Annotated in this window: 15 protein-coding genes; 4 read left to right on the forward strand and 11 right to left on the reverse strand. The window is 68.9% G+C overall.

What is annotated here, in order from left to right; translation table 11 throughout:
- Positions 1–1,270, reverse strand: a 1,270-nt coding sequence (locus tag I0Q12_RS12075; protein WP_307846195.1) for a glycine--tRNA ligase, incomplete at its 3' end; no start/stop codon positions are given.
- Between the two features lie 163 nt (positions 1,271–1,433).
- On the opposite strand from I0Q12_RS12075, the gene I0Q12_RS12080 reads away from it, so the two are divergent.
- Together I0Q12_RS12080 and I0Q12_RS12085 are read left to right on the forward strand one after the other, a co-directional pair.
- Positions 1,434–1,769 carry a metalloregulator ArsR/SmtB family transcription factor gene (locus tag I0Q12_RS12080; RefSeq protein ID WP_197252150.1) on the forward strand — a complete coding sequence of 112 codons (336 nt, stop codon included), beginning with the start codon at positions 1,434–1,436 and terminating at the stop codon, positions 1,767–1,769.
- Between the two features lie 7 nt (positions 1,770–1,776).
- On the forward strand, positions 1,777–2,205 hold the full coding sequence (locus tag I0Q12_RS12085; protein WP_197252151.1) for a Fur family transcriptional regulator: 429 nt from the start codon (positions 1,777–1,779) through the stop codon (positions 2,203–2,205).
- Positions 2,206–2,227: 22 nt separating this feature from the next.
- Here I0Q12_RS12085 and I0Q12_RS12090 read toward each other — a convergent pair whose 3' ends face one another.
- From I0Q12_RS12090 to recO, 4 genes are read right to left on the reverse strand one after another with little or no spacing between them, the layout of a single operon-like run.
- A complete protein-coding gene (locus tag I0Q12_RS12090; RefSeq protein ID WP_307846196.1) occupies positions 2,228–2,887 on the reverse strand; it encodes a hypothetical protein in 660 nt (219 codons plus the stop codon).
- Entirely contained in the window at positions 2,884–3,306 is a 423-nt protein-coding gene (locus tag I0Q12_RS12095) for a hypothetical protein (RefSeq protein ID WP_197252152.1), read from the reverse strand. The genes I0Q12_RS12090 and I0Q12_RS12095 overlap by 4 nt, the downstream gene beginning before the upstream one ends.
- Positions 3,303–4,109 carry an isoprenyl transferase gene (locus I0Q12_RS12100; protein WP_197252153.1) on the reverse strand — a complete coding sequence of 269 codons (807 nt, stop codon included), beginning with the start codon at positions 4,107–4,109 and terminating at the stop codon, positions 3,303–3,305. Before I0Q12_RS12100 ends, I0Q12_RS12095 begins: the two co-directional genes overlap by 4 nt.
- A complete protein-coding gene (gene recO, locus I0Q12_RS12105) occupies positions 4,066–4,914 on the reverse strand; it encodes a DNA repair protein RecO (RefSeq protein WP_197252154.1) in 849 nt (282 codons plus the stop codon). The genes I0Q12_RS12100 and recO overlap by 44 nt, the downstream gene beginning before the upstream one ends.
- A gap of 142 nt (positions 4,915–5,056) precedes the next feature.
- On the opposite strand from recO, the gene I0Q12_RS12110 reads away from it, so the two are divergent.
- Positions 5,057–6,475, forward strand: coding sequence for an amidase (locus tag I0Q12_RS12110; RefSeq protein ID WP_197252155.1), 1,419 nt, complete (start codon positions 5,057–5,059; stop codon positions 6,473–6,475).
- Positions 6,476–6,477: 2 nt separating this feature from the next.
- On the forward strand, positions 6,478–7,056 hold the full coding sequence (locus I0Q12_RS12115; protein ID WP_197252156.1) for a TetR/AcrR family transcriptional regulator: 579 nt from the start codon (positions 6,478–6,480) through the stop codon (positions 7,054–7,056).
- Between the two features lie 31 nt (positions 7,057–7,087).
- Here the strand turns inward: I0Q12_RS12115 and I0Q12_RS12120 are convergent, their stop codons facing one another.
- The 6 genes from I0Q12_RS12120 to I0Q12_RS12145 form a co-directional block, all read right to left on the reverse strand.
- Positions 7,088–8,515, reverse strand: coding sequence for a wax ester/triacylglycerol synthase domain-containing protein (locus tag I0Q12_RS12120; protein WP_197252157.1), 1,428 nt, complete (start codon positions 8,513–8,515; stop codon positions 7,088–7,090).
- A 131-nt stretch (positions 8,516–8,646) separates the two neighbouring features.
- Positions 8,647–9,564 carry a GTPase Era gene (gene era, locus I0Q12_RS12125; RefSeq protein WP_197252158.1) on the reverse strand — a complete coding sequence of 306 codons (918 nt, stop codon included), beginning with the start codon at positions 9,562–9,564 and terminating at the stop codon, positions 8,647–8,649.
- A 19-nt stretch (positions 9,565–9,583) separates the two neighbouring features.
- On the reverse strand, positions 9,584–10,891 hold the full coding sequence (locus I0Q12_RS12130) for a hemolysin family protein (protein ID WP_197252159.1): 1,308 nt from the start codon (positions 10,889–10,891) through the stop codon (positions 9,584–9,586).
- A gap of 24 nt (positions 10,892–10,915) precedes the next feature.
- A complete protein-coding gene (gene ybeY, locus I0Q12_RS12135) occupies positions 10,916–11,458 on the reverse strand; it encodes an rRNA maturation RNase YbeY (protein ID WP_197252160.1) in 543 nt (180 codons plus the stop codon).
- Between the two features lie 49 nt (positions 11,459–11,507).
- Positions 11,508–13,517 (reverse strand): PhoH family protein, encoded by a 2,010-nt coding sequence (locus I0Q12_RS12140; protein WP_197252161.1) that lies wholly within the window; start codon positions 13,515–13,517, stop codon positions 11,508–11,510.
- A gap of 93 nt (positions 13,518–13,610) precedes the next feature.
- The gene (locus I0Q12_RS12145) at positions 13,611–14,276 is read right to left on the reverse strand and encodes a helix-turn-helix domain-containing protein (RefSeq protein ID WP_374068687.1); all 666 of its coding nucleotides are present in this window, start codon (positions 14,274–14,276) and stop codon (positions 13,611–13,613) included.
- Positions 14,277–14,340 lie beyond the last annotated feature (64 nt).

Here is a 14,340-nt window from a genome sequence, read left to right on the forward strand (position 1 = left end):
CGGTGATGCAGAACGGGGTACCGATCTCGTCCTGGCGACGGTAGCGGCGGCCGATGGCGCCGGCGTCGTCGAACTCGACGTTCCAGTTGCGGCGCAGCTGGGCGGCGAGGTCCTTGGCCTTGGGACTCAGGTCGGCGTTGCGGCTCAGCGGCAGCACCGCGGCCTTGACCGGCGCGAGCCGGCGGTCCAGCCGCAGCACGGTGCGCTTGTCGACACCGCCCTTGGCGTTGGGAGCCTCGTCCTCGGTGTACGCGTCGACGAGGAAGGCCATCAGCGAACGGGTCAGACCCGCTGCCGGCTCGATGACGTACGGCGTGTAGCGCTCGTTCGTCGTCTGATCGAAGTAGCTCAGGTCGGTGCCCGAGTGCTTCGCATGCGTCGCGAGGTCGAAGTCGGTGCGGTTGGCGACGCCCTCGAGCTCACCCCACTCGCTGCCCTGGAAGTGGAAGCGGTACTCGATGTCGACGGTGCGCTTCGAGTAGTGCGACAGCTTGTCCTGCGGGTGCTCGTACAGGCGCAGGTTGTCCTTGTTGATACCCAGCCCCGTGTACCAGTCCATCCGGTAGTCGATCCAGTACTGGTGCCATTCCTCGTCCTCGCCCGGCTTGACGAAGAACTCCATCTCCATCTGCTCGAACTCGCGGGTCCGGAAGATGAAGTTGCCCGGGGTGATCTCGTTGCGGAAGCTCTTGCCGATCTGGCCGATGCCGAACGGCGGCTTCTTGCGCGAGGTGGTGAGCACGTTCGCGAAGTTCACGAAGATGCCCTGGGCGGTCTCCGGGCGCAGGTAGTGCAGGCCCTCTTCGCTTTCGATCGGCCCGAGGTACGTCTTCAGCATCATGTTGAAGTCGCGCGGCTCGGTCCACTGACCCTTGGTGCCGCAGTCCGGGCACGGAATGTCGGACATCGGCACCGAGTCGGGATCGTCGAGCTTGTTCTTCTCGGCGTAACCCTCCTGCAGGTGGTCCTGCCGGTGCCGCTTGTGACAGCTCAAGCACTCGACCAGCGGGTCGTTGAACACACCGACGTGGCCGGAGGCGACCCACACCTGGCGCGGCAGGATCACCGAGGAGTCGAGGCCGACGACGTCCTCGCGGCTGGTGACCATGTTGCGCCACCACTGCTTCTTGATGTTCTCCTTGAGCTCCACGCCGAGCGGCCCGTAGTCCCAGGCCGACTTCGTACCGCCGTAGATCTCACCGCACGGGTAGACCAGGCCCCGGCGCTTGGCGAGGTTGGCGACGGTATCGATCTTGGATTTGGGTGCCACTCGGGTTCTCTCCATCTTCGATGCGGGGTTCGCAACATACGTCGCCGGTAAGCCTATCGCTCCGCTCCTGCAGGTCGAATTCCGAGCCGGTTGACATGCACATTCGTGCATATCAAAATGGAATCGGTTTGCATTAACACTACCGCCCGTCGAAGGAGAACCGTTGAGCGTCCCCACCGACAAGCACGAATGCCGGGACGAACACCTCACACCTCCGTCGCACCACACGCTCACGCTCGCCGGCGAACTGTTGCGCGCGCTGTCCGCGCCGGTCCGCATCGCCATCGTGCTGCAACTGCGCGAATCCGAACGCTGCGTGCACGAACTGGTCGGGGCGCTCGGCGTGACGCAACCGCTGATCAGCCAGCACCTGCGGGTGCTCAAGTCGGCCGGGGTCGTGCGCGGGGAACGGTCCGGCCGCGAAGTGCTCTACCGCCTCGCCGACGACCATCTCGCCCACATCGTCGTCGACGCCATCGCTCACGTTCAGGAAGGTTGACCTCGCCGTGACCTCTGCCCGCAAGCCCGTCGTCGGGGTCCGTTCCACCAGGCAGCGCAGCGCGATCGTGGCCCTGCTCGAGGACATCGAGGAGTTCCGGTCCGCGCAGGACCTGCACGACGCACTGCGCAAGCGCGGAGACGGCATCGGACTGACCACCGTGTACCGGACCCTCCAGTCGCTCGCGGAAGCCGGCAGCGTCGACGTGCTGCGCACCGACACCGGCGAGTCGCTGTACCGGCGCTGTTCGTCGGGCCACCATCACCACCTGGTGTGCCGCACCTGCGGATTCACCGTCGAGGTGGACGGACCGGAGGTCGAGCGCTGGTCCCACGAGATCGCCGAGTCCAACGGGTTCGCCGATGTCAGCCACACCGTCGAGATCTTCGGCACGTGCCGCGACTGCGCCGCCTCGGACGGCGAGCAGTCGCGCTGAGCCGAACGTATCCAGCCGAGGCTCAGCCGCAGGCGCAGTTTCCGCAGCCGCACCCGGCGTCGGCGAGCAGCTTTCCGCCGACCGCACGATCGGTTCCGGTGGCCTCGACGCCGGTCTCCTGCACGACGCTGTCCTGCATGTCGGTGCCCTCGCCGCCGAACACGCACGCCTCGCCACCGAGGCGGGACGCCAGCACGCGGGCCTCCTCGACGAGCGGCACGATCGCCCCGACCGCACGGATCAGGTGCATCGGGACCAACGGCGACGCGGGGACACGCTGCTCGGCCGTCACCCGGTCCTTGTGCAGCACGAACTTGAAGTCCGGCCACTCGGACTGGAGGTCGCCGAGCACCTCGGCGGCACGGGTCCGTCCGGCGATCCTTTCGACCAGGAACGTGCGCAGTTCCACGACGGCGTCCTCGGCGTCGACGGACGCGTAGGTGATCACGTCACCGAGCCAGATCGGTAGGTCGCCGTCCTCGTCCGGTTCCGGCGCCTCGTCGAGCACGTCCGCAAGGATCCGCCGAACCGCGTCGCGCAATGCGTCGTCGTCCTCGGTGTCCACCGGCACGGCCCACAATTCCTCGAGCGACTGCGCGCCGCCCGTGGTCCCGGTGCTCACAACCTCGGCACCCGCCCGCTTCCTGTTCGCGCTCTTCTTGCGCCCGTTCTTCTTGCTCACCGCTCCCCCTCGGTTCCGGCTTCGGGTTCGACGATCGCGGTGCGCGCGTCGGCCGCACCGCCGAGCACCAGCAGCAGCATCGTCGTCAGAGCCGTGTCGCCCAGTCCGGTCACCGGGAAGGAATAGCGCAGCACCACGTCGGCGTCGGTTTCCCGCTCGACCGCGTGCACCGATCCGAACTGCACCGCGTCCGCCGCGGACGCGATGCGGGCCCGCAGATCGTCGTCGAGGGCGAGGTCCCACCCGAGCACGCTCGTCAGCGACACGACGTCGAGCCCCTCGGTGAGCGTGACCACCCGCAGGGCACAGGGCACGCCCGCGTAGTCGAATCCGAACGAGTCGTCACCGTCGACCGACGGCTCGTGCAAGTCGACGAACGAGGCGAGTGCCGCGCCGATCCGATCCCGCAGTTCGTTCACTTGACTCCACCGAACCTGCGGTCGCGGGAGGCGTACTCGACGCACGCGGCCCACAGGTCGCGGCGGTCGAAGTCGGGGAAGTTCTTGTCCTGGAACACGAACTCGGCGTAGGCGGCCTGCCACAACAGGAAGTTCGACGTGCGCTGCTCGCCGGACGGGCGCAAGAACAGGTCCACGTCGGGCATGTCGGGTTCGTCGAGGTACCGCTCGATCGTCGCCTCGGTGATCTTCTCGGGGTCGATCTCACCCGCCGCGACGCGTCGCGCGATCTCCCGCGCGGCGTCGGCGATCTCGGCACGTCCGCCGTAGTTGACGCACATGACCAGGGTCATCACGTCGTTGTCCTTGGTGAGTTCCTCGGCGATCTCGAGTTCCTTAATGACGCTACGCCACAGCCGGGGCCGGCGGCCCGCCCAGCGCACCCGCACGCCCATCTCGTGCATCTCGTCGCGGCGGCGGCGGATCACGTCGCGGTTGAAGCCCATGAGAAAGCGCACCTCCTCGGGGCTGCGCTTCCAGTTCTCCGTGGAGAACGCGTACGCCGAGAGCCATTTGACACCAATCTCGATGCAGCCTTCGACGGTGTCCATGAGCACGGCCTCACCGCGTTCGTGTCCGGCGGTGCGCGGCAGTCCGCGTTCCTGCGCCCAGCGGCCGTTGCCGTCCATGACGAGCGCGACGTGCCGGGGGATCAACTCGGGCTGCAGGATCGGGGGCCGGGCACCGGACGGGTGGGGGGCCGGTGGCCGGATCGCGCGGTCAGGCGATGCTTGCGGGGCGCGTCGTCGAATCACGGTCTTCATCCTGCCTGACGGCATCGGCGTCGGGCCCCACGGCACCGGCGTCACGCCCTACAGCACCGGCTGCCGGACGGTCGGTGGAACGCTCGACGAGCGGTAGCGTGCGCAGCCGCCGTTCGAGGTGCCACTGCAGGTGCGCGGCGATCAGGCCGCTGGCCTGGCTGCGCACCGCCGGGTCGGCGGTCTCGGTGCCGTCCCACCGCCCGTGGTTCAGGGCGTCCATCAGGGCGAGGACACCCGGTGCCGGGGTAGCCGCGCCGGGCGGCCGGCAATGCACGCAGACCGCTCCCCCGGCGGCGACGTGGAACGCGGTGTGCGGACCGGGCCGGTCGCAGCGGGCGCAACGGCCGATCGCGGGCGCCCAACCGGCGTAGGTCATGGCTCGCAGCAGGAAGGCGTCGAGGATCAGCTCCGGTGGGCGGATCCGGTCGCACAGGGCACGCAGCGCACCGACGGTCAGCGCGTGCAGGCGCGGCACCGGGGCACGTTCCTCGCCGGCGAGCCGCTCGGCGGTTTCGAGGATCGCGCAGGCGGTCGTGTACCGGCTGTAGTCGTCGACGATGTCGGCCGCGAAGGCGTCGAGGGTCTGTACCTGCGTGACGACGTCGAGCGAGCGGCCGGGATGCAGCTGAACGTCGATGTGCGCGAACGGTTCGAGCCGGGCACCGAACTTCGATCGGGTGCGGCGCACGCCCTTCGCGACGGCCCGCACCAGCCCGTGACGGCGGGTGAGCAGGGTGACGATGCGATCCGCCTCACCCAATTTGTGCTGGCGGAGCACCACCGCGTTGTCCCGATACAACCTCACTCCGTGAGTCTTTCATGCGGGGCGGACAGGCGAGGGGTCGTGCGCCTTTCCGGCGCCCGGGACCGCCACAAAGGCACACGGGCGGGCTTGCCCGCACAACTGGAACGCGTTATTGTTCGTTCGAACGAACAGGGGGCGTTCGATGACCACTTCCAGGGAAGACACCCGCGCGGCCGGACTCGCCGCCGAAGCCGCCGCGCTCGCGGACGGCACCGTCACGTCGGTGCAACTGACCCGGGCCGCGCTCGAGCGGATCGAGGCCACGCAGGGCACGCTCAACGCGTTCCGGGTGGTCCGACGCGAAGCCGCGCTCGCCGAGGCCGCCGAGGCCGACCGCCGACGTGCGTGCGGCGACCGTCACCCGCTGCTCGGCGTGCCGATCGCAGTCAAGGACGACACCGACATCGCCGGCGAACCCACGGCCTTCGGCTGCGCCGGCGAATTCCCGCCCCAGGACTACGACGCCGAGGTCGTACGACGCCTGCGCGAAGCCGGGGCCGTCATCGTCGGCAAGACCCACTCGCCCGAACTGGGCCAGTGGCCGCTCACCGGCGGCATCGCGTTCGGGCACACCCGCAACCCGTGGTCGCGCGAGCACACGCCGGGCGGGTCCTCCGGAGGCAGCGCCGCCGCGGTGGCCGCCGGGCTCGTCTCGGCCGCCCTCGGCTCCGACGGCGCCGGTTCCGTCCGCATCCCCGCCGCGTGGAGCCACCTGGTCGGCATCAAACCGCAACGCGGGCGGATCTCGATGTGGCCCGACCCCGAGGCGTTCAACGGGCTGACCACCCACGGCGTCCTCGCGCGCACCGTCGCCGACGCCGCCCTGCTGCTCGACGCGGTGTCCGGCAACCACCCCGGCGACCGCCACCACGTCGATCCGGTCACCGTCACCGACGCCGTCCGTCAGGACCCCGGACGTCTGCGCATCGCGCTGGCGCTGCGCACCCCGTTCACCGCGACACGAACCCGCCTCACCCCCGAGGTCCGCGCCGGCGTCGATTCGATCGCCCGGGCCCTCCGCGACCTCGGCCACGAGGTCACCGTCGCCGACCCCGACTACGGCATCACGTTCGGCCTGAACTTCCTGCCCCGCTCGATGGCCGGTCTCGACGACTGGCTGCACCGGCTTCCCGACCCGTCCCTCGCCGACGTCCGCACCCGCGCCAACGCCCGCACCGGACGCCTGCTCGGCGGTGCACCGCTGCGCGCGGCACGCGCCTACGAACCGCGGTTGCGACGGCGGGTCGGCGCGATCTTCGACCGGTTCGACGTGGTCCTGGCCCCCACCACGGCGATGCCCCCGCTCCCGATCGAAGCGATCGACGACATCGGCGGCTGGCAGACCGACAAGGTCATCACCGCCGCATGCCCCTATGCGTGGCCGTGGAACGTGCTCGGCTGGCCGGGGATCAACGTGCCGGCCGGTTTCACCGACGCGGGCCTGCCCATCGGCGCCCAGCTGCTCGGTCCCGCAAACTCCGAACCGCTGCTGATTTCCCTTGCCGCCCAATTGGAGTCGTCGCTGTGCTGGCACGAGGCGATCCCGGAACGCTGGTGGTGACGGTGTCCACGTCCGTCCGCGACCGCATCGTCGCCTCGACCCTGCATCTGATCGGAACCGACGGCGTCGCCGGAGTCACCAACCGGCGCATCGCCGCGCACGCGAACGTCTCGCTCGGCTCGATCACCTACCACTTCCCGAGCCAGCCCGACCTGCTGCGGGCGGCGCTCGAGACGTTCGTCGCCGAGGAGACGACCCGGCTGCGCGAGATCGCCGAATCCCATCGCAATCAAGGTGTTTCGCTCGCCGAGGCCGCCGGACTCGCCGAACGCGTCGCCGAGGACCTCGCGTTCTCCGCCGAGCGGATCGCGCCGTTCGAGTTGTACGTCCAGGCCGGCCGCGACCCCGAACTCCGCGCCGCCGCGGACCGCTGCTGGGCGGCGTACGACGAGCTGACGGTCGCGATCCTCACCGAACTCGGGCTGCCGGATCCCGTGGCGGTCGCGCCGACCCTGGTCGCGACCGTCGCCGGACTTCAGTTGCGGCGCTTGTCGACCGGCGGTGGCAGCGACCTGTCGACGTCGGTGTTGTTGCTGCTGCAGGGCGCCGTCCTCACCGGCGGGGCTCACCCGCAGTCGTAGCCCGCTGTCGCGCCGGCGCGGCCGTAGATCGCTAAAACGCCGACGCGGTCGCGGGAACGGCCGACCACAGGCGGTCGAAGGCACCCTCCAGCAGATGCTCGTACGCCTCGGGGTCCGGCATCACCGCCTGCTTCGTCGAGAAGGTCAGGTCGAGTGCGTCACCGAGCGTCACGACCGAGTGCATCAGGCCGACGAGCCGGTTGAGGCAGGGCACGCTGAATCCGCCCACGGCGGGACTGTCCCCGAACCGCAGGGCCTCGGCGGAGCCGCGTGGCACGTTCGAGAGGCCGGTGTTCGTCGCCCCGGCACGGCCGCAGGTCGACACGACCGCCTTGCGCACGGCCCGCCACAACGAGTACCGCATGCACAGGGACGGCACCGCGTCGAGTGACGATTCGACGGCGATCCACTCCGGTCGCCACACCCGGCCCTTCTCGCGGGCCACCGACTCGTGGATCAGATGCAGCCGCGTCAGCGGATCGGTCCGGTGGGTGTGCAGATCGACGTGCAGATCGCTGATCTTGTTCTCGGCCACCAGACCGGACCTGGCCCCGACCGAGATCGGAACATGGGCGGCCAGCGAGGCCGCCGGCGTCTCCCCCCGCTCCGCGAGGTAGGTGCCCACCGCGTCCGAGACCACCGCCAGTATCACGTCGTTGACGGTCGTCCCGGTGGCATGCCCGAGGGCCCGGACGTCCCGCAGCTCGAACCGGACCCGGCCGAACAGGCGGGTGCTGTCGTCCACGACGTTGAACCGGGTGCGCGGGCGTGGGGTCCCGGGCTGGGCGATCTCACCGGAGGCGACCAGCGCACGGAGCGACCGCCGGCCCCTCATCCACCGGCGAACGGCCCCCGCGTAGCGCACGTAGTCGCCGGGCAGTTTCCGGACCGCCGCGACCGGGCCGGGAACCGGGACCAGGGTGCCGCCCTGGGAGGGTTCCGCAGCCGGGTCGTCGAACAGAGCGCGCGCGATCTGCACCGCGCCCCTTCCGTCGGCTATCGAGTGGTGGACCCGCAGCACGACGACGGTCGCGTGGTCCGGGAGGTCGCCGACACCCCGCACGTCGGACAGCACGTGGAGTTTCCAGAGTGGGCGGCCGAAGTCGAGGGGCTGTTCCGCGAGCGAGGCGAACAGCCGGTGCAGGTGGGGGCGGGTCGTGTGCCCGATCCGCCGGAAGTCGATGTGGTGATCCGGGTCGACGGCGGCCTCGACCCAGTACGGATAGCCGAGGTCCCACGGCACCCGCTGCAGGCGCCTGCGCAGCGCGGGGGTCCGGTGGGTGCGCCCGAGAATCCAGTCGACGGCCTCGGCGTGGGTCGCGATCGGCGCACTCCCCTGCCGTGTGTCGAAGACGTAGAAATGCGTCATGACGCTGGGAGTGTCTCCCCGGTTCGCGCGGTCCCCGTAGACATACACGGCGTCACGCGCCGCGAGCTCGGTTCCCGATTTCCTGCCCATGTCTCTTCCCCCGTGAAGCGACTTCGGTCACTGATCGGTGTTCTCTCGGATGCGTCAAAATTTAGTGACGCACCCGAACGACCGTACCTTCTCGGGGTTCGAGCGGGCGGGGCGGAGCCGGACCGGGCGTGTCAGAAGCCGAGACGCCCGAGCTGCTTAGGGTCGCGCTGCCAGTCCTTGGCGACCTTCACGTGCAGGTCGAGATAGATCTTCACGCCGAGAAGCTTCTCGATCTGCTTGCGGGCCGCGGTACCGACCTCGCGCAGTCGCGCGCCGCCCTTGCCGATGACGATGCCCTTCTGGCTCGGCCGCTCCACGTACAGCAGGGCGTGCACGTCGAGCATCTCGCCCTGCTTCTCGGTGCGGCCTTCACGTTCGACCACCTCTTCGATGACCACGGCCAGCGAGTGCGGAAGTTCGTCGCCGAGGCCCTCGAGCGCGGCCTCGCGGATGAGCTCGGCCATGAGGGTTTCCTCGGGCTCGTCGGTGAGCTCGCCGTCCGGGTAGAAGGCCGGACCGGGTTCCATGTGCGAGGCGAGCACGTCGACGAGCACCTCGACCTGTTCCCCGGACGCCGCCGACACCGGCACGACCTCGGCGTCGGGACCGAGCAGCTTCGACACCGCCAGCAACTGCGCGGCGACCTGTTCCTTACCGACCTTGTCGATCTTGGTGACGACGCCGATGAGCGTCGTGCGCGGCGCGACGTTGCGCACCTGATCGAGGATCCACCGGTCACCGGGGCCGATCTTCTCGTCGGCGGGAATGCACAGGCAGATCGCGTCGACCTCCGAATAGGTATCGCGCACAAGGTCGTTGAGCCGCTGCCCGAGCAGCGTGCGAGGCCGGTGCAGACCCGGAGTGTCGACGAGGATCAGCTGTGCGTGGTCGCGGTGCACGATCCCGCGGATGGTGTGCCGGGTGGTCTGCGGCCGCGACGAGGTGATGGCGATCTTGCTGCCGACCAGAGCGTTGGTGAGCGTGGACTTACCGGTGTTCGGACGGCCCACGAAACACACGAAGCCGGAACGGAAGTCGGTGTCGGTCATGCAAGCTCCTGGGTGTGGGTCATCGTTCGGATTCCTCGGCGGGTTCGGGCTCGGGCTCGTCGGCCGGGGCGCGCTGGACGTGCACGGTGTTGATCCGCACCCGACCGCGCGCGTTCGGACCGCCTTCGCCGCGCAGGATCAGCCCGCGGGTGGTGACCTCCGAACCCGGCAGCGGCACCCGGCCGAGTTCGAAGCCGAGGAGACCACCGACGGTGTCGACCTCGTCATCGTCGATTTCGATGTCGAACAGTTCACCGAGGTCCTCGACGGGCAGACGCGCGGACACCCGGTAGGTGCCGTCGCCGAGGTCCTCGACATCGGGGGTCTCGTCGGCGTCGTATTCGTCGGCGATCTCCCCGACGATCTCCTCGATGACGTCCTCGATGGTGACCAGTCCCGCGATGCCGCCGTATTCGTCGACGAGCACCGCCATGTGGTTGCGGTCGCGCTGCATCTCCGCGAGCAGGTCGTCGAGCCGTTTCGAATCCGGGACGAAGACCGCAGGCCGCATCACGTCGGCGACCTTGACGCTGCGTCCGCCGTCGCGCGAGTAGTAGGTCTGCTGGACGAGGTCCTTGAGGTAGACGACGCCACGGATGTCGTCGACGTTCTCGCCGATGACCGGGATCCGGGAGTGACCGCTGCGCACGGCGAGCGAGGTCGCCTGCCCCGCCGTCTTGTCCTCCTCGATCCACACCATCTCCGGGCGCGGCACCATCACTTCGCGGGCGGTGGTGTCGCCGAGATCGAACACCGACTGGATCATGCGGCGTTCGTCGTCGGCGACGACGCCGCGTTCCTGCGCCAGGTCGACGAGCTCGCGCAGTTCGATCTCGTTGGCGAACGGGCCGTTCCGGAAGCCGCGGCCCGGGGTGAGGGCATTACCGACGAGAATGAGCAGCCGGCCGATCGGGCCGAACAGCACGCCGAGGAACCGCAGCGGGATCGTCGCGGCCAGTGCGATCGGATAGGCGTGCTGGCGGCCGAGCGTTCGCGGCCCGACCCCGATGACGACGTAGTCGACGACCACCATCACCGCGGCGCTCACGACCAGCGCCCACGTCCGGTCCAGGACCTCGAGCAGCGCCCCGGCGAGCACCACGGCCGCGGTGATCTCGCACAGGATCCGAAGCAGGACCATGAGATTCACGTAGCGGGGGCGATCCTCGAGGATCTGCCTCAGCCGCTGTGCTCCCGGCCGTTCGTCCTTCGCGAGTTCGTCGACGCGGGCAGCGGAGACGGTGTTCAGCGCGGAATCGACGGCGGCGAACATGCCGCCGAGCGGCACCAGGACGACCGCTATCGCCACGAGTGCGAGGGCGCTCATGCGTTTGCTCCCACGACGGCCCCGCTACTGCTCGGGATTGTCGGACAGACCGACCTTGCCGAGCAGCTGCTGGTCGCGGGCGGCGAGCCGGGCCTCGTGTTCGGCGCGGCGCAGCTCCTCGAGGAGTGGTACGAGGAGCTGGTTCTGGAGACCGAACATCTCCTTCTCCTCCTCGGGTTCGGCGTGGTCGTAGCCGAGCAGGTGCAGCATGCCGTGCACGGTGAGCAGGGCGAGTTCGTGGTCGAGGGAATGCCCGGCCTTGGCGGCCTGATCCGCCGCGAACGACGGGCACAGCACGATGTCACCGAGCATCGACGGACCCGGTTCGGGTGCGTCCGGGCGACCGCCCGGTTCGAGTTCGTCCATCGGGAACGACATCACGTCGGTGGGACCCGGCAGGTCCATCCACCGCATGTGCAGATCGGCCATGGCATCGGAGTCGACGAGCACCATCGACAGCTCCGCCGCGGGGTGCACGTCCATCCGCGCGATCACGAAGCGGGCGACGTCGAGCAGATTCTCCTCGACGACGTCCATCCCGGATTCGTTGGAGATCTCGATGCTCATCGGTGTCGTTCCTTCTGCACTGCTGACGGGATTCGGAAGTGGGGGTGGCTCATCGGCGCTGCACCCGGTGCTGCGTGGCGCGCCGCTGTGCCCGGTTGCCGAGGGCGACCTCGCCGGAACGCTGGGCTTCGTAGCGGCCGTAGGCGTCGACGATGTCGGACACGAGCTTGTGTCGCACCACGTCGCTGCTGTCGAGCGTCGCGAAGTGGATTCCGTCGATGTCGTCGAGGATCTCGGTGGCGGCGCGCAGGCCCGAACGGGCACCACCGGGCAGGTCGACCTGGGTGATGTCGCCGGTGACAACGATTTTCGAGCCGAAGCCGAGGCGGGTCAGGAACATCTTCATCTGCTCGGCGGTGGTGTTCTGGGCCTCGTCGAGGATGATGAAGGCGTCGTTCAGGGTGTTGTGCGTCAGTAGGAAATCCTCTGTGACGTACAGCGAGTCGGCAGCGGCGACCCTGATGCAGACCGCCTCCTCGGTACCGGCGGATTCGATGCTCTCGATGTACCGCCGAGGTGTCTTGGGGCTGTTCTCCGCGTACTTCTCTGCTTTCCTTCGGAGCCGGAACGGCACGCATCCTTCGGGCAGACGGATGTCGACGATGTGCCCGTCGTGCCGGTACTCGACGTCGCGGCCGCGGGCGTTTCCGGGCTTCCGACCTTCGGCAGGCCGGGTGCGGCTGTATGCGACGCCGCCCAACGACTGCACGAGGAAGAGGACGTCGTCGCGCAGTTGATCCGACACAGTCGCGTACTGCACTCGGCACGTCCGACCGGTCTGAATGACCGGTCCACCATCGGAGTCGAGAAGACCCTGTAAGACGGCGAGGCGCACGTCGGCCGAATTGTGCAGGTACTCCTTCGGCACGAACTTGGTCGGCGACTTCGTGCCCCAGACTGCCTCGACCAGTTCCGGGTCGGCTGTGCTGAAGCTCGGCGTCGCCACGCCGGCCATGCAGCCGTCACCGAGCATCAGTCCCAGCGCATACGGATCCATCGGCACCGGCACGGGAGCGAACTCGACCGGCTCGGCGAGCATCGGAATCTCGTAGCGGTGGTAGTGCGCGGCACGGAGATTGCCGATCATCTCTTTGGCCTCGAGCACCCGCGGCCCCTTGCCGCGCCTGCGATCGCTGCGGGTGTAGACCGACCACAGGTGATCGGTCGAGCAGAGGGTGGACGCCCCGTCCTGGGTAGTCACCCGCACGATGTCCTTGAATCCCTGCGGGTAGACGCCGAGCACTTCGGTCGGCCGACCGTCCGAACCGATCACCTCGTCGCCGACCTTCACGTCGCCGATCGGACGGAACCCCTCGGGCGTGAGGACCTTGGTGGACAACGGCTGCGCCCGGCCACGCATATACGCCAGGGGCGCGACCTCGATGACGCCGGCCTGCATGAGCTTCGGGATCGCCTCCGGATCCATCATGTCGTGCAGCGCGTCGTGCAGCGGACGGAGGTAAGGATCGATCTTCTCGTGCAGGGTGCCCGGCAGGAATCCGAGACGTTCGCCGGCCTCGACGGCCGGGCGGGTCAGGATGATGCGGGTGACCTGCTTGGTCTGCAAGGCCTGCACGGCCTTCGCCATCGCGAGATAGGTCTTGCCGGTACCGGCGGGGCCGACGCCGAAGACGATGGTGTTGGCATCGATCGCGTCGACGTATCGCTTCTGATTGAGCGTCTTGGGCCGGATCGTCTTGCCGCGCCGCGACAGGATGTCCAGGCTCAGCACGTCGGCCGGCGATTCGGACAGCCCCTGGGTGAGCATGCCCACGGTGCGGCGCACGGCGTCGGGGGTCAGCGGCTGGCCACGGCCGACGATCGTGACGAGTTCGCCGAGGACCCGTTCCGCGAGCGCGACCTCGGCGGGAGTCCCGGTGAGGGTGACGGAATTGCCGCGCACGTGGATGTCCGCATCGAGCACGCGCTCGAGCGCGACGAGATTCTCGTCGGCCGCCCCGAGCAGCGGAGCCGCCGCTTCCGGCGGCAGGTCGAGACTGGATCGGACGATGGTCCGTTCAGGTTCCGCGGAGTCGCGGATGTCGTCTGATTCACTCACGTGGACGGTACGGCCTGCTTTCCGTTCGGCTCCCACACGACGGTCGTCGTGATCGTGCCAGTCTAGCCCTGGGCAGTACCGACATTCACCGCATTACCCCCGGGCCTGGTCGGGGGCGTGCTCGTGCAGCCACCGGCGGGCCTGTTCGACGACCCGGGCGGCCCGTTCCGGGGAAACCCCGGCCAGCACCAGCACACCCAGCGCGATGCTCTCGCCCGAGTCGCGGACCAGGCCCAGATTGGCCTGTTCGAGGGTCGCCATCGTGAGGCCTTCCATCATCCCGACCAGCACCACCGACGGCAGATAGTCGGAGAAGATCCCCGCGGCGCGTCCGCGTTCGACGATGTCGAGCGTGCGAGTGCGCAGGGGCGCGACGAGGTCGGCGATACATTGTTCGCCCACTTCCTTGCGGGCGAAGGACAGCAGCAACCGGTACCGGTCCCCGACCGGCCAGGTCCGGAGCGCACCGACCGCCAGCGCCACGTCGGGATCCTCGGGTTCGGCGAGGTCGACCGCGGCGGCCAGTTCCGCGGCGGCGTCGGCGGCGATGCCGTCGACGAGGGCATCGCGGTTCGGGAAGTGCGCGTAGACCGTGCGCCGGACGACGCCGGCGGCACGGGCGACGTCGTCCATGCTCGCGTCGGGATCGGCTGCGAAGGACTCCATCGCGGCGTCGAGGATGCGGCGCCGGTTGGCGTTCGTCCGGGTCCGTGCCGGTGGCGTGTGCGAATTCGCCTGTCGCGCGACGGGTTCCTGCACGTTGCACACCTCTTCCACCGAACATCTGTGACCTCGATCAAGTTTAGTTGCACACCCGTGTGCA

This window comes from Rhodococcus sp. CX, assembly GCF_015865005.1.
Lineage (GTDB): Bacteria > Actinomycetota > Actinomycetes > Mycobacteriales > Mycobacteriaceae > Rhodococcus.